Here is a 17,181-nt window from a genome sequence, read left to right as displayed (position 1 = left end):
CCGGCCGACCGGCTGCACAAGCATCGAGGATGACATGACGAGACGACTCCTGATCCGCGCCACCGGCGCCGCCCAGGCCGGCCAGCTGGCCGGCCTGGGCCGTGCCCTGGCCCAGAGCGGCGCGCGGCTGCTGGACATCAACCAGAGCGTGACCTTCGGCATCGTGTCGCTGGAGGCCCTGGTGGGGCTCGACCACGACAGCGACCTGGAGGGCGCGCTGTCCGCCGCCGGCGACCGGCTGGGGCTCGATGTCCAGGCGATCCAGATCGGCGCCGAGGACTATCACCGCTGGAGCGTGCAGGCCAGCCAGCCGCGGCTGATCCTGACCCTGCTGGCGCCGCACCTGCCGGCCGGCATCCTGGCCGAGGTCGGCGCGCTGACCGCCGAGCAGGGCCTGACGGTGGAGCTGATCCACCGGCTCTCCGGCCGCGAGCCGCTGGACGGCGGCGTGCCCGGCGAGCATGACGCCATCCAGGGCGCCTGCGTGGAGTGCTGGCTGCGCGGCGACAACGTCGACCTCGAGGCCCTGCGCGAGAAGGCGCTGGCGCTGGGCGCGGCCCACGGCGTCGACATCGCCCTGCAGGAGGACTCCATCTGGCGCCGCCACCGTCGCCTGGTGTGCTTCGACATGGATTCGACCCTGATCCAGGCCGAGGTGATCGACGAGCTGGCGCGCCGTCACGGCGTCTATGACGAGGTGGCCGAGGTCACCGAGCGGGCCATGCGCGGCGAGCTGGACTTCCAGCAGAGCTTCCGTGAGCGCATGGCGAAGCTCCGCGGCCTCGACGAGTCGGTGCTGGCCGAGATCGCCGAGGAACTGCCGCTGATGGACGGCCTGGAGCGGCTGATGCGCCAGCTCAAGCGGCTCGGCTATCGCACCGCGATCCTGTCCGGCGGCTTCACCTACTTCGCCCACTACCTGCAGGAGCGCCTCGGCTTCGATGAGGTCCACGCCAACGAGCTGGTGATCGAGGACGGCAAGGTTACCGGCGAGGTGCGCGAGCCGATCGTCGACGCCGACCGCAAGGCCGAGCTGCTGTACCGGATCGCCGAGCGCGAGGGGCTGTCCATGGAGCAGACCATCGCCGTGGGCGACGGCGCCAACGACCTGAAGATGCTGGCCGCGGCCGGCCTCGGCATCGCCTTCCGGGCCAAGCCGCTGGTGCGCCAGCAGGCCCGGCACTCGCTCTCGACCCTGGGGCTGGACGCGGTGCTCTACCTGATCGGCTATCGCCAAGGCGACCTGGAGGAAGGACGCGGTGAGCGCTGATCTGCTGACCTGGCGCGACCGCTTCGAGCGGCTGCGCGCCAACAAGGTGTTCGAGACGCTGGTGATCGCCATCATCATCGTCTCGGCGCTGCTGATCGGCGCCAAGACCTACGAGCAGTCCAGCCACATCCAGCACTGGCTGCTGGCGCTGGACACGGCGGTGACGGTGTTCTTCCTGGTGGAGATCCTGATCCGCATGGGCGCCGAGCGGCGGCTGCGGGACTTCTTCAGGAAGGGCTGGAACGTCTTCGACTTCCTGATCGTCACCGCCAGCCTGATCCCGCTCGACGAGTCGGAGATGGTGCTGCTGGCGCGGCTGCTGCGCATCTTCCGGGTGCTGCGCCTGGTGTCGATGATCCCCGAGCTGCGGGTGCTGCTGGCGGCGCTGGTCAAGTCGATCCCGCGCATGGGCTACGTGGCGCTGCTGATGTTCATCATCTTCTACATCTACGCCGCCATCGGCAGTTTCCTGTTCGCCGAGGTCGACGATTTCCTGTGGGGCAACATCGCCACGGCCATGCTGACGCTGTTCCGCATCGCCACCTTCGAGGACTGGACCGACGTGATGTACGCCACCCAGGAGCTGCATGCCTGGAGCTGGCTGTACTACCTGACGTTCATCTTCCTGACCGCCTTCATCTTCCTCAACATGATGATCGGCATCGTGCTCGACGTGATGCAGAAGGAGAGCGCCGAGATGGCGCTGGAGAACGGCGAGGGCGAGACGGCGGAGCTCCAGGCCCTGCGCGCCGACGTGCACCAGATGCGCGACCAGCTGACCCGCATGGAGGGCCTGCTGCAGGCCGGCGAGGCGCGCGAGCTTGACAAGCGACCCCCAGGCTGATTTTCTAGGGGCCATGAACATGACATCGTACAGCCTCGTCCTCGACCTACGACTACTAGCCCGCCGCTGAGCGCGCCGGGTGATGCCGCCTGCATCGCCCTTTTGTCCAGGTCGAATTCGAGGTTGTCACATGTCCCGCACCGCTACTGTCATTCCCATGAACATTGCCCCTGTCTGTGTCGTACGCGCCGCCCGACCGGTCCGTGGGGTCGCGATGGTCATGAGCGAACACCTCGACGACGCCCCGTCTGCCCCCCGGCAGGCGGGGCGTCGCCGTTTCTGAATCCGATAAACGCCCGGGAGAACGCCGCCATGATGCTCGATAACCCCTCCGCCAAGTACCGCCCCTTCGTGGCCGTCGACCTGCCCGACCGCCAGTGGCCGAGCCAGCGCATCGAGACGCCGCCCCAGTGGTGCGCCGTCGACCTGCGTGACGGTAACCAGGCGCTGATCGATCCCATGGACCAGGAGCGCAAGCAGCGCTTCTTCGACCTGCTGGTGAAGATCGGCTTCAAGCAGATCGAGGTGGGCTTCCCCTCGGCCTCCCAGACCGACTTCGACTTCGTGCGCTCGCTGATCGAAGAGGACAAGGTGCCGGACGACGTCACCATCCAGGTGCTCACCCAGGCGCGCCCGCACCTGATCGACCGCACCTTCGAGGCGCTCAAGGGCGCCAAGAACGCCATCGTTCACGTCTACAACGCCACCGATCCGGTGTTCCGCCGCGTGGTGTTCAACGTCAGCAAGCCCGAGTGCATCCAGATCGCGGTGGACGCCACCACCCGCATCCGCGAGCACATGGCGGCGGCCCCGGAGACCCACTGGACCTTCCAGTACTCGCCGGAGCTTTTCTCGACCACCGAGATGGACTTCGCGGTGGAGATCGTCGATGCCGTGGAGGCCACCTATGGCGGCAGCGTCGAGAAGCCGATGATCGTCAACCTGCCGGCCACCGTGGAGTGCGCCACGCCCAACAACTACGCCGACCAGGTGGAGTGGTTCTGCCGCCACGTCGCCCATCGCGATCACCTGATCGTCAGCGTGCACCCGCACAACGACCGCGGCACCGGCGTGGCCGCCGCCGAGCTGACGGTGATGGCCGGCGCCGACCGCGTCGAGGGCTGCCTGTTCGGCAACGGCGAGCGTACCGGCAACGTCGACCTCGTCACCCTGGCCATGAACCTCTACACCCAGGGCGTGCACCCGGGCCTCGACTTCTCCAACATCACGCCGATCATGCGCGAAGTGGAGTATTGCAACCAGCTGCCGGTGCACCCGCGCCATCCCTACGTCGGCGACCTGGTGTTCACCGCCTTCTCCGGCTCCCACCAGGACGCCATCAAGAAGGGCATGGCCGAGCGCCGCGAGAACCCGGAGGCCGTCTGGGCGGTACCCTACCTGCCGATCGACCCGCTCGACGTGGGCCGCAGCTACGAGGCGGTGATCCGCGTCAACAGCCAGTCCGGCAAGGGTGGCGTCTCCTACCTGCTCGAGCAGGAGCACGGCATCGAGCTGCCGCGCCGCCTGTCGATCGAGTTCAGCCAGGTGGTGCAGGAAGTGGCCGACCGGCTGGGTAAGGAGATCACCTCCGAGATGATCTACCAGGCCTTCGTCGACGAGTACCTCGAGCAGCGCGAGCCCTTCGCCCTGATCAGCCACCGCATGTCCTCCGAGCCGGACAGCCCCACCGTGACCCTCGAGGCCACCGTCGAGGAAGGCGGCGAGCGTCGCGTCATCCAGAGCCAGGGCAACGGGCCGCTGGCGGCCTTCATCAAGGCGCTGGCCGGCGAGGGCCATGACGTCGAGATCATCGACTATCACGAGCACTCCCGCGGCCAGGGCGCCGACGCCGAGGCGATCGCCTACGTGGAGGTGCGCGTCAACGGCGAGGCGGTGTTCGGCGTCGGCACCGACGAGAGCATCACCAGCGCCTCGATCAAGGGCGTGCTGAGCGCGATCAACCGCAAGCACTCCACCGAGGAGCCGGCGGCCAACGTGACCGCCGAAACGCTGGCCTAACGGTACCGAGCGCCAAGCGCCGAGTGATTAGCGCCTAGCGACAAGCGAACCCCGAAGGCCACGACCTTCGGGGTTCGCTTGTGCGGGGATAGGTGTATGTTTTGGCCGCTTGGCCGCCTACAGCGGCGTCTTGCTGGCCTCGCCGGGCACCTCGCGCACCAGCGTCGGCATCAGAAAGCCGGGCAGGTGCCGGCGCAGCTCGGCGACCAGCGCCCGGGCCGCCTCGTCGCTCACGTCGAAGTGGGCGGCGCCGGCCACCGGGTCCAGCACGTGCAGGTAGTAGGGCAGGATGCCGGCCTCGAACAGCCGCTCGGAGAGCTCGGCCAGCGACGCGACGTCGTCGTTGACCCCTCGCAGCAGCACGCTCTGGTTGAGCAGGGTCACGCCCGCGGCCTGCAGCCGTCGGCAGGCCTCGACCACCGCCTCGTCGATTTCCCGGGCGTGGTTGATGTGCAGCACCATGACCTTCTGCAGCCGCGTGCCGCCGAGCCAGTCGAGCAGGGCGCCGTCGATGCGGTCGGGGATCACCACCGGCAGCCGGGTGTGGATCCGCAGCCGCCGGAGGTGCGGGATGGCCGCCAGCCGTTCGACCAGCCAGGAAAGCTGGCGGTCGCTGGCCGCCAGCGGGTCGCCGCCGGAGAGAATCGCCTCAACGATGGAGGCATCGTCGCGCAGGTAGGACAGCGTCTCCTCCCACTGGGCCCGCGAGGGCGCGTTCTCTTCATACGGGAAGTGGCGGCGGAAGCAGTAGCGGCAGTTCACCGCGCAGGCGGGGCTCGCGATCAACAGCACCCGGCCGGCGTACTTGTGGATCAGCCCGCGCTTCTGGGTATGGTCGGCCTCCTCGAGCGGGTCGGCGACGAAACCGGGCGCGGCCTCGGCCTCCTCGCCGAGCGGCAGCACCTGGCGCAGCAGCGGGTCGCTCGGATCGCCGGGTCGGATGCGGGCGAGGTAGGCCTCCGGCACTCGCACCTCGAACAGCGCATGGCCGGCCTCGGCGCCGGACACCCACTCGGGGGCGAGGCCCAGGCGGCGGCACAGGGCGTGCGGGTCGCGGATCGCGCCGGCCAGCTGCGCCTGCCAGGCGCCGGGCGCCGGCGTGGCGGGCCGGCACTGCAAAGGAATCGGGCTTCGGGTTATCATGCGGGGCACACTTCGAGGCGGCCGAGGGCTTGCCCCTCGGCCACTGTCATTTGCTTGCTCGCGTCCGCGGCTTCGGCCACCGACGCGCTGGAATATGGAACGATCATCATGGCGAACTATTCTACCAACGAATTCAAGGGCGGTCTGAAGGTCATGCTGGATGGCGACCCCTGCGCCATCCTCGAGAACGACTACGTCAAGCCGGGCAAGGGCCAGGCCTTCAACCGCGTCAAGCTGCGCAACCTGATGACCGGCCGCGTCTGGGAACGCACCTTCAAGTCCGGCGAGTCCCTGGAAGGCGCCGACGTGCTCGAGCTGGACATGGAGTACGTCTACACCGACGGCGACATGTGGCACTTCATGAAGACCGACGGCTCCTTCGAACAGTACGCCGTCGAGAAGAAGGCGCTGGGCGAGACCGACAAGTGGCTCAAGGAGCAGGTGGTCTACACCGTGACCCTGTGGAACGACAACGCCATCGCCGTGACCCCGCCGAACTTCATCGAGCTCGAGGTCACCGAGACCGACCCCGGCCTCAAGGGTGACACCGCCCAGGGCGGCTCCAAGCCGGCGACCCTGTCCTCCGGCGCCGTGGTGCGCGTGCCGCTGTTCATCAACCAGGGCGAAGTGCTGAAGGTCGATACGCGCTCCGGTGAGTATGTCTCCCGCGCCTGACGCCTGAAGTGATGCACTGAGCGGCGCCGAGGGCAGGCCGGCGCGGAGATCCTATGCCATGGATGGCATCGGTAGCGCCCAGGGAGGGGGCACAGCGCCTCCGCAAAGGCCTGCCCTCGGGAAAGCCGCGTTGCCGGTGGATCACTCAAGTAACAAGGTGTTCTACAAAGGCCACGCTATGTCGTGGCCTTTGTCGTTTGTGGAGAAAGATCGATGACCATTGATTGGCGGCCCACGGCCGAGATCGCGACGCTGCGCGAGCGCGCGCGGCTGATGGCCGAGGTGCGGGCCTTCTTCGCCGAGCGCGGGGTGTGGGAGGTCGAGACGCCGGTGCTCGGCCATGGCGGCAGCACCGACGTGCACCTGGCCTCGCTGTGCTGCGAGGCGGTGACGCCGGCCGGCCGCGAGCGGCTGTGGCTGCAGACCTCGCCGGAATTCCACATGAAGCGGCTGCTGGCCGCCGGCAGCGGAGCGATCTTCCAGATCGCCCGCAGCTTCCGCGACGGCGAGGTGGGCGGGCGCCACAACCTCGAGTTCAGCATGCTGGAGTGGTACCGCCCGGGCCTCGACCTGGACGGCCTGATCGCCGAGACCGATGCCCTGATCCGCCGGGTGCTCCCGTTCGATCCCGGCCCGCTGCGCCGCCGCCGCTACCGCGAGCTGTTTCGCGAACACCTCGGGCTCGATCCCTTTCGCGAACCGCTCGATGCCCTGCGCCGCCGGGCCGCCGAGACCGGCGGGCTCGACATGGCCACGGCCTCGCGCGACGACTGCCTCGACCTGTTGATCAGCCTGTCCATCGAGCCGCACCTGGGCCGCGACGGCATCGACGTGGTGGTGGACTATCCGGCCAGCCAGGCGGCGCTGGCCAGGCGCCACCAAGACCCGGAAGACGGCGAGTGGGTCGCCTCGCGCTTCGAGGTCTACCGGCACGGCCTCGAGCTCGCCAACGGCTACGACGAGCTCACCGACGCCGCGGAGCAGCGCGCCCGCTTCGAGGAGGACAACGCCGCCCGCCGCGCCGCCGGCCTGGACGAGGTCGACGTCGACGAGCGCCTGCTGGCCGCGCTGGAGGCCGGCATGCCGGCGGGCAGCGGCGTGGCCCTGGGGCTCGATCGCCTGTTCCAGCTGGCGCAGGGCAGGGCGAGCGTGGCCGAGGTGATGGCCTTCGCCACGCCTCGAGCTTGAGCGGCATGGCCTGACGTCGAGATCTGCACGATCGATGCCGGAAGGCCGTTACAATGGCGCCCACATTCATTTCTTGAAAAGCGCATCATGAAGGATTCGGGGAGCAAGGTCGCCACCTATGTCTGCCCGGCATGCCAGGAACGGGTCGGCCTGCGGCATCGCCATGCGCTGCGCCTGCTGCGCAACGAGACGGCCGAGTGCCCAAGTGCGGGGCCGACGACCTCGTGGCGGGGGCGTCACGCGAGACGCTGTCCGGCCATTTTCGCCAGATGGAAGAGGCGGCGAAGAAGTATTCTCGTATCGTGCTGGTGACGGTGCCGATCATCCTGGCCACCCTGGTGCTGCACTTCTTCGGCAAGATCCCGACGCCGGTCTTCGCGGGGATCTTCATCGTCGCCATGGGCGTTCAAATCCTGGGCAAGCCGAGGAAGGCCATGCGCTCGCCGGTCGAGATCACGCTGGAGCGCTCGAGCTGAGCCGCTGGCGATCGTGACGTGACATGATCGGCCGGACACGACAGGGCCCACTCATCCGAGTGGGCCCTGTTCTTTGGTGGCTCGAGGGTGAACCCGATAGCCGGGGGCTAGGTGTCAGCCGACGTCGCCGAGTCGCTGGCCCATCCTGACCGTCTGTTCCGCGTCCAGGCCGTTGAAATCGACCGGCTCGGCGAAGGTCATCACCACGGTGGAGCCGAGCTGGAAGCGGCCCATCTCCTCGCCCTTCTCGAGATGCACCGGGATGTCGAAGCGGATGCGCTGAACGCCGCCGCGGGGCAGGGGCGTGATCTGCCCGGCCCACACCGTCTCGATGGCCGCGACGATCATGGCGCCGACCAGCACCAGCGCCATGGGGCCGTGCTCGGTGTCGAAGTGGCACACCAGGCGCTCGTTGCGGGCGAAGAGGTTGGGCACGTGGTGGGTGGTGGCGGCGTTGACCGAGAACAGCCGGCCCGGCACGTAGACCATCTCCCGGAGCGTGCCGGCCACCGGCATATGCACGCGATGGTAGTCGCTGGGCGAGAGATAGACGGTGGCGAAGCTGCCGTCGCGATAGCGCCCGGCGGCTTCCAGGTCGCCGCCCAGCAGGTCGGCGGCGGTGAAGTGGTGGCCCTTGGCCTGGATCAGCCGGCCGTGCTCGAGGCGCCCGAACTGCGAGAGGGTGCCGTCGGCCGGCGAGACCAGCCCCTCGCCGATGGGGCGGGCGCCGTCCTTCAGCGGCCGGGTGAAGAACGCGTTGAAGCTCGGATAGGCGCTCGGGTCCGGCTGGTGGGCCTCGCCCATGTCCACCTTGAACTGGCGGATAAAGGCGCGAATGGCGAGGTCCTTGACCCAGGACACCCGGCAGTCGGCGAGCCGGCCGATCAGCCGCGAGAGCAGGTGGTGGGGCAGGGGATACTGGATCAGGGCGAACAGCTTGGCTGGGGTCACGAAGGGAACGTTCCGGTCGGTTGCATGAGTGATCAGAGGAAGGAGCGAAGAAGCAAGGCAGCGACGGGGCAGCCTTCCCTCTTCAAGGCGCGACGCGCCGGTCTTCCTTCCTCAGGCGGCCTGCTTCAAGCGGCGCCGCCGCGTCTTGCCGTTTATTTCTCGATCGGCGTGTCGTCGCGGTTGCCCCATTCCTTCCAGGAGCCGGGGTAGGCGCGCATCTTCTCGAAGCCGAGCGCCTTGCCCACCAGCCAGGTGAGGCCGCTGCGGTGGTGGGTCTGGCAGTGAGTGACCACTTCCATGTCCGGCGTCAGGCCCAGCGTCTCGAGCTCGGTGATGAGCTCCGCGTAGTCGCGGATGCGCAGGTCGCGCGCCTTGTCCATGGCCTCGAGCCAGTCCAGGTTCACCGCGCCGGGGATGTGGCCGAGGCGCTTGTTGTCGCCCTTCTCGCCGTCGTATTCGGCGCGGGTGCGGGCATCCCAGATCGCGAAGCCCTTCTCGCCTAGGCGCTCGGTCAGCTCGACGCGGTCGATGGCCACCTCGGGGCGGAGGATCTCGGCCCGATAGTCGCTCGGCGCGGGGGCGCTGGTCTCGGTGGAGGTCGGCAGTCCGGCGGCGCGCCAGGCGTGGATGCCGCCGTTGAGGTAGGAGTAGCGGGTGTGGCCGATCAGCTCCAGGGTCCACAGCAGCCGGCCGGCCCAGCCGCCGCCCTCGTCGTCGTAGGCCACCACGTGGGTGTCCCGGGTCAGCCCCAGCGACGAGAACAGCGCCGACAGCGCCTCGGCGTCCGGCGCCTCGTTGGGCACGTCACCCTCGCCGCGCAGCAGCCGCTTGGGGTCCAGATAGACGGCGCCGGGCACGTGGCCCTGCTCATGGCTCTCGGCCTTCAGCGGCACGTCGATGATCAGCAGCGAAGGGGCGTCCAGCTGCGCCTCGAGCCGCTCGGGCTCGACGATCAGCGGCAGCAGGTTGTCTTCTGAACTCATGGGGCTCTCCTTGATCGTTCTGGCCTAGACGTCCTGGCCTGAATCAGCCCGGCTCGGGCATGCCGTTGTTCTTTCAGCTCTCTTCGAGACTATCGACGATACGGCGGTAGCTGGCAAAGCGGTCGGCGTGAATCTCGCCGCTCTCGACGGCAGCCAGCAGCGCGCAGCCCGGCTCCTTGCGGTGGCGGCAGTCGCGGAAGCGGCAGCGACCGAGGTGCTCGCGGAACTCGATGAAGCCCTCGGCGACCTGAGCCTCGTCCAGGTGGATCAGGCCGAACTCGCGGATGCCGGGAGAGTCGATCAACTCGCCGGCCCCGTCGGCGTCCCGCTCGCCCGGGGCGAAGCGGTAGAGCCGGGCGGTGGTGGTGGTGTGGCGACCCTTGCGCGAGTCCTCCGACAGCGCGCCGATGCGCAGCGAATCAAACGGCAGCAGGCGGTCGATGAGCGAGGACTTGCCGACCCCGCTCTGGCCGACGAACACCGAGGTACGCCCGGCCAGCCGCCGATGGAGGGCGTCCAGGCCGCCGTCGCGGGCGGTAGTGGTGGTCACCACCGGATAGCCCAGCGCCGCGTAGCGTTCCAGCAGCGCGCCGAGCTCGCCGCCGTCCTCGGGTAGCAGGTCGGCCTTGTTGAGCACCAGCACCGGCGCGATCCCGGTGGCCTCGGCGGCCACCAGGTAGCGGTCGATGAGGTTGGCGTGGGGCTCGGGCTCCACGGCGAACACGATCAGGATCTGGTCGATGTTGGCCGCCACCGGCTTGAGCTGGCCCCGGGGGTCGGGGCGCTCGAGCACGCTTGCGCGCTCGCCGCGGGCCACCACCACGCCGCTGCCGTCCTCGCCGGCGCGCCAGATCACCCGGTCACCGGTGACCAGCCCCTCTAGGTTGGCGCGCAGGTGGCAGCGCACCGGGTCGCCGTCGCCCTCCGGGCGCACGTCCAGGGTGCGGCCGAAGTGGGCGATCACCCGCCCGGGCTGTTCGGCGCCGTATTCGCCGGCGTCGAGCTTGTCGGCATCCTGCTGGCCGCGCTTCTCGGCGCGCTTGGCGCGTTCGGCCTGGATCTTCTCGATGCGCCAGCGCTGCTGGCGGGTCAACTTGCGTTTGCTCATGAGGGCCCGAAGGTCGGTACAATGGCGGCATTGTACTCATCAACGGGGCCGGCTGTCGCCGGCCGCACGATCAAGGAACGTCCCATGGCCGCGAACCAAGATGCCCAGGATCCGCGCACCCGGCGCCTGGTGTGGATCGACCTGGAAATGACCGGGCTCGACCCGAACCGCGAACGCATCATCGAGGTGGCCACCCTGGTCACCGACGCCGAGCTCAACGTGGTCGCCGAGGGGCCGGTGATCGCCGTCCATCAGCCGGATGCCCTGCTCGAGGGCATGGACGACTGGAACCAGAAGACCCACGGCGCCTCGGGGCTGGTCTCGCGGGTCAAGGCCAGCACCGTCGATACCGCCAAGGCCGAGCAGGAGACGCTGGCGTTCCTGCGCGAGCACGTGGCGCCGGGCAGCTCGCCGATGTGCGGCAACAGCATCCACCAGGACCGCCGCTTCCTCGAGCGCGAGATGCCAGAGCTGCTGGCCTTCTTCCACTATCGCAACCTGGACGTCTCGACCGTCAAGGAGCTGGCCAAGCGCTGGAATCCGGGCGCGCTGGTCGGCTTCAGCAAGCGCAACGTCCACCTGGCGATGGACGACATCAAGGAATCGATCGCCGAGCTGTCGCACTATCGCCAGACCTTCCTGCGCCTCGAGGACGAGGACGGCGATGAGGAAGAGTAAGCGGTTCGTCGTCGGGGCCTAGGCCTCGACGGCGATCGTGTTCCGCTTCTTCTGCTGCTGCCGCGCCAGCGCCCAGCGCACGTGCTCGCGGACCAGGTCCGAGGGATACGCCAGCCGGGCGCGCAGCGCGGCCTCCACCGTCTCGCTCCAGGGCGCGTTGCCGAGCCCCACCGCCAGGTTGCGCAGCCAGCGCTCGTAGCCGATCCGGCGGATCGGGCTGCCGGCGGTCCTGTCCAGGAACTCCTCCTCGCCCCAGGCGAACAGCGCGACCAGATCGGCGCGGTCCAGGTCGTGGCGCGGCGCGAAGTCGGCCTCGCTGCTGGCCCGGGTGAAGCGGGTGAAGGGGCACACCAGCTGGCAGTCGTCGCAGCCGAACACCCGGTTGCCCATGGCGGCGCGGAATTCCTCGGGAATGGCGCCGTGCAGCTCGATGGTGTGGTAGGAGATGCAGCGCCGCGCGTCGACCACCTTGTCCTCGACGATGGCGTCGGTGGGGCAGGCCGTGCGGCAGGCGCTGCAGCTGCCGCAGTGCTCGGCCTCGAAGGGCTCGTCCACCGGCAGCGGCAGGTCGGTGTAGAGCTCGCCGAGGAAGAACAGCGAGCCGGCCTTGGGATTCAGCAACATGGCGTTCTTGCCGAACCAGCCGAGCCCGGCCTTGCGCGCCAGGCCGCGCTCCATCACCGGGGCGGAATCGACGAAGGCGCGATAGCCGAAGGGGCCGATCTCGGCCTGGATCTGCTTGGCCAGGCTCGCCAGGCGCTTGCGCATCAGCTTGTGGTAGTCGCGCCCGACCGCGTAGCGGGAGACGTAGGCCTTCTCAGGCCGCGCCAGCATCCTGGTGGTTTCCACCTCCGGCGGCAGGTAGTCCAGGCGCACGCTGATCACCCGCACCGTGCCGGGCTCGAGCTCCTCGGGGCGGGTGCGCTTGGTGCCGTGCTTGGCCATGAAGCCCATCTCGCCGTGATGGCCGGCGTCGAGCCAGCGCTGCAGGCGCGCCTCGTCCTCGGACAGGTCGACGTCGGCGATGCCCACCTGCTGGAAACCGAGTTCGCGGCCCCAGGTCTTGATGCGCTCGGCCAGCTCGGCCAAGTCGGTCTGCTGAGCCAAGTCGGTCTGCTGAGTGAGACGATCGGGGGCGTCGCCCGCGGGAGACGGCTGGGTCATGATTGAGGAAACACCGTTCGGAAAGGCGCCGCGACGCTTGGCGAGCGGCGGGAGACAGGACACACTTCGTGGAACGTCAATGGTAAAGCATCGCCTCGAAGGGAGACAGGGAATGACGGCATCGTCCGAAGCATCCGGCCGGGCGCTGTATCGCGCCGAGCAGGTCCGCGAGCTGGACCGTCGTACCATCGCCGCCGGCATCGCGGGCTTCGCGCTGATGCAGCGCGCCGCGGCGGCGGCCTTTCAGGTGCTGCGCGAGGCCTGGCCAGAGGCCCGCTCGCTCAGCGTGCTGTGCGGCGCCGGCAACAACGGCGGCGACGGCCACGTGCTGGCGGCGCTGGCCGCCGCCGAGGGCTGGGCCGTGCAGCGCGTGGCGCTCAAGCCGGTGGAGGCGCTGACGGGCGACGCCCGCCAGGCCGCCGACATGGCCACCGCGGCGGGCGTGGGGCTCGAGCCCTGGCGGCCGGGGCTCACGCTTGCCGGCGAGGTGGTGGTGGATGCGCTGCTCGGCACCGGGCTTGCCGGCGAGGTGCGCGGCGACTTCCGCGAGGCCATCGCCGCGATCAACGCGGCCGAGCGGCCGGTGCTGGCCATCGACATTCCCTCCGGCGTGCACGCCGACACCGGCGCCGAGCTGGGCGTGGCGGTGAAGGCCACGCGTACGGTTACCTTCATCGGCGACAAGCTGGGGCTGCACACCGGCCGCGCCCCGGCGCTGACCGGGGAGGTGATCTTCCGCGGGCTCGACGCCCCCGGCTCGGCCGCGGCCGACATGCTGCCGGCGGCCGAGCTGCTGCACCGCGACGCCATCGCCGCGGCGCTGCCGCCGCGCCCGCGGGACGCCCACAAGGGTGACGCCGGCCATGCGTTGGTGCTCGGCGGGGCGCCGGGCTTCGGCGGCGCGGCGCTGCTGGCCGCCGAGCATGCCGCCCGGCTGGGGGCCGGCAAGGTCAGCCTGGCCACCGCGCCGGAGCATGTCACCGCGAGCCTGGTGCGTCGCCCCGAGGTGATGGTCCACGGCGTGCGCGGCGCCGCCGATCTCGGCGAGCTGCCGTCGCAGGCCGATGTGCTGGTGGTCGGCCCCGGGCTGGGGCAGGGCAGCTGGGGCCAGGCGATGCTGCAGGCCGCCCTCGACGCCGCCCGGCCGCTGGTGGTCGACGCCGACGCCCTCAACCTGCTGGCGAGCCGCTTCGTCGGCCTTTCCCGGGACGACTGGCTGCTGACGCCGCATCCCGGCGAGGCCGGCCGCCTGCTCGGCACGAGCGCGGCCGAGGTGGAGGCCGACCGCCCGGCGGCGGCCGCCGAGCTGCAGCGCCGCTACGGCGGCACGGTGGTGCTCAAGGGCACCGGCAGCCTGATCGCGGGGCCCTCGGGGCTCGCCGTGTGCCCCTACGGCAATCCGGGCATGGCCAGCGGCGGCATGGGCGATGCCCTGTCCGGCATCCTCGGCGCGCTGCTGGCCCAGGGGCTCGATGGCGAGACCGCCGCCCGGGTCGGCGTGATGGTGCACGCCCTGGCCGCCGACGAGGCCGCGGCGGCGGGCGGCCAGCGTGGCCTGCTAGCCGGCGATCTGGCATCCTGTGCGCGAATTCTGGTCAACCCGACGATGGGCGAATGACGATGCAGCTGCGACTCGATGACGAAGACCGCCAGGTGGCCTTCGGCGAATCCCTCGGCCGGGCCCTCGGCGGCCACGGCCTGCTCTTTCTCGAGGGCGAGCTGGGCGCGGGCAAGACGACCCTGACCCGCGGCATCCTGCGCGCCTACGGGCATCGCGGCGCGGTCAAGAGCCCCACCTACACCCTGGTCGAGCCCTACGAGCTCGAGACGGTGCGCGTGAACCACTTCGACCTCTATCGCCTGGGCGATCCCGAGGAGCTCGAGTTCATCGGCGGCCGCGACCTGCTGGCCGACGACGCGCTGTGCGTGATCGAGTGGCCGGCCCGCGGCGAGGGCTGGCTGCCGACGCCGGACCTGACGGTGACGCTGAGCCTGGACGGCGAGGGCCGCCGGGCGACGCTGGTCGCCGGCAGCGACCACGGCCGCGCGCTGCTCGAGCGCCTCGCCGCCGATGTCTCTTTGTCTGCAGCAGAGCAGTCCGAGGCAGCGCAGCCCGGGGCGAAGGGCCCGGAAGGCGACCGCGTCTCATGAGCCAGGGCACCGTGTCCCGCCGCCTGCTCGGCGGCCTGTTGGCGCTGGCGGCGCTGATGCCGTCCGCGGCCCTCGCGGCCAGCGTCGACAACCTGCGCCTGTGGGCGGCCCCCGACCATGCCCGGCTGGTGTTCGACCTGTCGTCCGCGGCCGAGGCGAACGTCTTCAGCCTCGACGATCCGCGCCGGCTGGTGATCGACCTCTCGGACACCCGCCTGGCCGCCGACGTCGAGCGGCTCGACCTGGACGGCAGCGCCATCCGCGACGTGCGCACCGGCGTGCGCGACGGCGATGACCTGCGCGTGGTGCTGGAGCTCAACCGCGAGGTCGAGCCGCGCCACTTCAGCCTGGCGCCCAACGAACAGTACGGTCACCGCCTGGTGGTCGATCTCGAGTATCCCGGCGAGAGCGCCGTGGAGGACCCGATCGATCCCATCGAGGCGATGATCCGCGATCAGGAGATCGCCGCCGACCGCGCCCAGACCCAGGCCCAGGTGCAGGGCCGCGATGCCGCCGCGACGACCCCGCCCCGGGAGCCCGCCCAGCCGCATCCCAAGCGCGACATCATCATCGCCGTGGATGCCGGCCACGGTGGCGAGGATCCCGGCGCGATCGGCCCCTCGGGCACCCGCGAGAAGGACGTGGTGCTGGAGATGGCCCGGCGGCTGGCGCGCAAGGTCAACGACGCCGAGGGCTTCAAGGCGGTGCTGATCCGCGACGACGACTACTACGTCGGCCTGCGCCAGCGCACCCGCATCGCCCGCGAGCAGAAGGCCGACTTCTTCGTCTCGATCCACGCCGACGCCTTCCGCAGCCCGCGGCCCCACGGCAGCTCGGTGTTCGCGCTGTCCCAGAGCGGAGCGACCTCCGAGACCGCCCAGTGGCTGGCGGCCAGCGAGAACCGCTCCGACCTGATCGGCGGCGTCGACGGCAACCTGTCGCTCGACGACAAGGACGAGGTGCTGCGCGGCGTGCTGCTCGACCTGACCATGACCGCGACCCTGAACGATTCGCTGACCATCGGCGGACAGGTGCTCGACCGGCTGGGCCGGATCAACGATCTGCACAAGCCGCGGGTGGAGCAGGCCGGCTTCGTGGTGCTCAAGTCGCCGGACATTCCCTCGCTGCTGGTCGAGACCGGTTTCATCTCCAACCCCGACGAGGAGCGCCGGCTGCAGCAGTCGGGCTATCAGGAGCGGATGATGGACGCGGTGTTCGGCGGCGTCCGGGCGCACTTCCAGCGCAATCCGCCGCCGGCCAGCCTGCTGGCCTGGCAGCGCGACCAGGGGCGCGACACCGGCGGCAACGAATATCGCATCCAGCCCGGCGATACCCTCTCCGAGATCGCCGCCCGCCATGGCGTGCCGGTGGCGCAGCTGCGCCAGGCCAACGCCCTGAACGGCGACGTGATCCGCGTCGGGCAGGTGCTGCGGATTCCCCGTTCGTGAGCGGGTCACGGGAGCGTTATGAGCGATAACTCACATATCCGGATCCTCGATCCCCGGCTGGCCAACCAGATCGCCGCCGGCGAGGTGGTCGAGCGTCCGTCCTCGGTGGTCAAGGAGCTGGTCGAGAACGCCATCGACGCCGGCGCGAGCCGCGTCGAGGTGGAGCTGGAGTCCGGCGGCGCCCGGCTGATCCGGGTGCGCGACGACGGCGGCGGCATCGACGAGGACGACCTGCCGCTGGCGCTGTCGCGCCATGCCACCAGCAAGATCGCCTCCCTCGAGGACCTCGAGGGCGTGGCCAGCCTCGGCTTCCGTGGCGAGGCGCTGGCCTCGATCAGCTCGGTGTCGCGGCTCGAACTGGTCTCCAATACCCAGGACGATCCCACCGGCGGCTGGCGGGTGGTGGTCGAGGGCCGGCGCATGGAGCCGCGGGTCACGCCCTCGCCGCATCCGCGCGGCACCTCGGTGACGGTGCGCGACCTGTTCTTCAACACCCCGGCGCGGCGCAAGTTCCTGCGCACCGAGAAGACCGAGTTCGGCCACGTCGAGGAGGCCTTCCGCCGCCAGGCGCTGTCGCGGCTCGATGTCGGCTGGGTGCTGCGCCACAACCAGAAGACCCTCCACCAGCTGCGCCCCGGCGGCGACCTGGTGGGCCACGAGCGGCGCCTTCAGGCGCTGCTCGGCAAGGGCTTCCTGGAGAACGCCCTGCACCTGGACCTCGAGACCGGCGGGTTGCGCCTGTGGGGCTGGGTCGGGCTGCCGACCCATTCCCGGGCCCAGGCCGACCAGCAGTACTTCTTCGTCAACGGCCGGGTGGTGCGCGACCGGTTGGTGGCCCACGCCATCCGCCAGGCCTACCGCGACGTGCTGTTCCACGGCCGCCATCCGGTGTTCGTGCTGTATCTCGAGGTCGACCCGACGGTGGTCGACGTCAACGTGCACCCGACCAAGCACGAGGTGCGCTTCCGCGACGGGCGCATGGTCCACGACTTCCTGTTCTCCAGCCTGCACCGGGCGCTGGGCGAGGCCCGGGCCGGCGCCAGCGTGGGCGGCGACGCGGAGCCGGGCGAGACCGCGGATGCT

At 70.0% G+C, this 17,181-nt stretch carries 16 protein-coding genes; 11 read left to right on the top strand and 5 right to left on the bottom strand.

Annotated elements, in window-relative coordinates; all coding sequences use genetic code 11:
- The first annotated feature begins 34 nt into the window (after positions 1 to 34).
- The 3 genes from serB (at position 35) to leuA (ending at position 4,133) form a co-directional block, all read left to right on the top strand.
- Positions 35 to 1,270, top strand: coding sequence for a phosphoserine phosphatase SerB (serB, locus tag UYS_RS0213840; RefSeq protein WP_016856112.1), 1,236 nt, complete (start codon positions 35 to 37; stop codon positions 1,268 to 1,270).
- On the top strand, positions 1,260 to 2,114 hold the full coding sequence (locus UYS_RS0213835) for an ion transporter (protein ID WP_016856111.1): 855 nt from the start codon (positions 1,260 to 1,262) through the stop codon (positions 2,112 to 2,114). The genes serB and UYS_RS0213835 overlap by 11 nt, the downstream gene beginning before the upstream one ends.
- A gap of 312 nt (positions 2,115 to 2,426) precedes the next feature.
- Positions 2,427 to 4,133 carry a 2-isopropylmalate synthase gene (leuA, locus tag UYS_RS0213830; RefSeq protein WP_016856110.1) on the top strand — a complete coding sequence of 569 codons (1,707 nt, stop codon included), beginning with the start codon at positions 2,427 to 2,429 and terminating at the stop codon, positions 4,131 to 4,133.
- Between the two features lie 117 nt (positions 4,134 to 4,250).
- Here leuA and epmB read toward each other — a convergent pair whose 3' ends face one another.
- Complete coding sequence (epmB, locus tag UYS_RS0213825) at positions 4,251 to 5,276, bottom strand: EF-P beta-lysylation protein EpmB (protein WP_040478525.1); 1,026 nt, start codon at positions 5,274 to 5,276, stop codon at positions 4,251 to 4,253.
- A 108-nt stretch (positions 5,277 to 5,384) separates the two neighbouring features.
- On the opposite strand from epmB, the gene efp reads away from it, so the two are divergent.
- The 3 genes from efp (at position 5,385) to UYS_RS0213810 (ending at position 7,615) form a co-directional block, all read left to right on the top strand.
- Positions 5,385 to 5,951 carry an elongation factor P gene (gene efp, locus UYS_RS0213820; RefSeq protein ID WP_016856108.1) on the top strand — a complete coding sequence of 189 codons (567 nt, stop codon included), beginning with the start codon at positions 5,385 to 5,387 and terminating at the stop codon, positions 5,949 to 5,951.
- A 213-nt stretch (positions 5,952 to 6,164) separates the two neighbouring features.
- Positions 6,165 to 7,139, top strand: a complete 975-nt coding sequence (gene epmA, locus UYS_RS0213815; protein ID WP_016856107.1) for an EF-P lysine aminoacylase EpmA — start codon at positions 6,165 to 6,167, stop codon at positions 7,137 to 7,139.
- A 197-nt stretch (positions 7,140 to 7,336) separates the two neighbouring features.
- Positions 7,337 to 7,615 carry a hypothetical protein gene (locus UYS_RS0213810; RefSeq protein ID WP_016856106.1) on the top strand — a complete coding sequence of 93 codons (279 nt, stop codon included), beginning with the start codon at positions 7,337 to 7,339 and terminating at the stop codon, positions 7,613 to 7,615.
- A gap of 114 nt (positions 7,616 to 7,729) precedes the next feature.
- On the opposite strand, the gene asd is transcribed toward UYS_RS0213810, so the two are convergent.
- The 3 genes from asd to rsgA form a co-directional block, all read right to left on the bottom strand.
- Complete coding sequence (asd, locus tag UYS_RS0213805; protein ID WP_016856105.1) at positions 7,730 to 8,566, bottom strand: archaetidylserine decarboxylase; 837 nt, start codon at positions 8,564 to 8,566, stop codon at positions 7,730 to 7,732.
- A 152-nt stretch (positions 8,567 to 8,718) separates the two neighbouring features.
- Positions 8,719 to 9,549 carry a sulfurtransferase gene (locus UYS_RS0213800; protein WP_016856104.1) on the bottom strand — a complete coding sequence of 277 codons (831 nt, stop codon included), beginning with the start codon at positions 9,547 to 9,549 and terminating at the stop codon, positions 8,719 to 8,721.
- Positions 9,550 to 9,622: 73 nt separating this feature from the next.
- A complete protein-coding gene (gene rsgA / locus UYS_RS0213795; RefSeq protein ID WP_026068561.1) occupies positions 9,623 to 10,657 on the bottom strand; it encodes a small ribosomal subunit biogenesis GTPase RsgA in 1,035 nt (344 codons plus the stop codon).
- Positions 10,658 to 10,741: 84 nt separating this feature from the next.
- Here rsgA and orn point away from each other — a divergent pair, with 84 nt between their 5' ends.
- Positions 10,742 to 11,335, top strand: a complete 594-nt coding sequence (gene orn, locus UYS_RS0213790; protein ID WP_016856102.1) for an oligoribonuclease — start codon at positions 10,742 to 10,744, stop codon at positions 11,333 to 11,335.
- Between the two features lie 18 nt (positions 11,336 to 11,353).
- On the opposite strand, the gene queG is transcribed toward orn, so the two are convergent.
- The gene (gene queG, locus UYS_RS0213785) at positions 11,354 to 12,499 is read right to left on the bottom strand and encodes a tRNA epoxyqueuosine(34) reductase QueG (protein ID WP_016856101.1); all 1,146 of its coding nucleotides are present in this window, start codon (positions 12,497 to 12,499) and stop codon (positions 11,354 to 11,356) included.
- Between the two features lie 112 nt (positions 12,500 to 12,611).
- Between queG and UYS_RS0213780 the strand changes: the two genes are divergently transcribed.
- The 4 genes from UYS_RS0213780 to mutL form a co-directional block, all read left to right on the top strand.
- A complete protein-coding gene (locus tag UYS_RS0213780; RefSeq protein ID WP_016856100.1) occupies positions 12,612 to 14,117 on the top strand; it encodes a bifunctional ADP-dependent NAD(P)H-hydrate dehydratase/NAD(P)H-hydrate epimerase in 1,506 nt (501 codons plus the stop codon).
- Between the two features lie 2 nt (positions 14,118 to 14,119).
- Complete coding sequence (gene tsaE, locus UYS_RS0213775) at positions 14,120 to 14,650, top strand: tRNA (adenosine(37)-N6)-threonylcarbamoyltransferase complex ATPase subunit type 1 TsaE (RefSeq protein WP_040478534.1); 531 nt, start codon at positions 14,120 to 14,122, stop codon at positions 14,648 to 14,650.
- Positions 14,647 to 16,098, top strand: a complete 1,452-nt coding sequence (locus UYS_RS0213770; RefSeq protein WP_016856098.1) for an N-acetylmuramoyl-L-alanine amidase — start codon at positions 14,647 to 14,649, stop codon at positions 16,096 to 16,098. The genes tsaE and UYS_RS0213770 overlap by 4 nt, the downstream gene beginning before the upstream one ends.
- Positions 16,099 to 16,116: 18 nt before the next feature.
- Positions 16,117 to 17,181: DNA mismatch repair endonuclease MutL (gene mutL, locus UYS_RS0213765; protein ID WP_016856097.1), on the top strand; the 1,065-nt coding region annotated here is incomplete at its 3' end.

The sequence above is a fragment of the Halomonas smyrnensis AAD6 genome (assembly GCF_000265245.1).
GTDB classification, from domain to species: domain Bacteria; phylum Pseudomonadota; class Gammaproteobacteria; order Pseudomonadales; family Halomonadaceae; genus Halomonas; species Halomonas smyrnensis.
The sequence above is the reverse complement of the archived record's forward strand: the minus strand, read 5'-3'. Positions and strand labels throughout refer to the sequence as shown.

Coding starts and splice junctions, on each gene's coding strand:
- queG (WP_016856101.1), bottom strand. CDS start 12,499: ATGACCCAGCCGTCTCCCGCGGGCGACGCCCCCGATCGTCTCACTCAG.
- orn (WP_016856102.1), top strand. CDS start 10,742: ATGGCCGCGAACCAAGATGCCCAGGATCCGCGCACCCGGCGCCTGGTG.
- UYS_RS0213780 (WP_016856100.1), top strand. CDS start 12,612: ATGACGGCATCGTCCGAAGCATCCGGCCGGGCGCTGTATCGCGCCGAG.
- tsaE (WP_040478534.1), top strand. CDS start 14,120: ATGCAGCTGCGACTCGATGACGAAGACCGCCAGGTGGCCTTCGGCGAA.
- rsgA (WP_026068561.1), bottom strand. CDS start 10,657: ATGAGCAAACGCAAGTTGACCCGCCAGCAGCGCTGGCGCATCGAGAAG.
- epmA (WP_016856107.1), top strand. CDS start 6,165: ATGACCATTGATTGGCGGCCCACGGCCGAGATCGCGACGCTGCGCGAG.
- UYS_RS0213770 (WP_016856098.1), top strand. CDS start 14,647: ATGAGCCAGGGCACCGTGTCCCGCCGCCTGCTCGGCGGCCTGTTGGCG.
- UYS_RS0213800 (WP_016856104.1), bottom strand. CDS start 9,549: ATGAGTTCAGAAGACAACCTGCTGCCGCTGATCGTCGAGCCCGAGCGG.
- efp (WP_016856108.1), top strand. CDS start 5,385: ATGGCGAACTATTCTACCAACGAATTCAAGGGCGGTCTGAAGGTCATG.
- leuA (WP_016856110.1), top strand. CDS start 2,427: ATGATGCTCGATAACCCCTCCGCCAAGTACCGCCCCTTCGTGGCCGTC.
- epmB (WP_040478525.1), bottom strand. CDS start 5,276: ATGATAACCCGAAGCCCGATTCCTTTGCAGTGCCGGCCCGCCACGCCG.
- serB (WP_016856112.1), top strand. CDS start 35: ATGACGAGACGACTCCTGATCCGCGCCACCGGCGCCGCCCAGGCCGGC.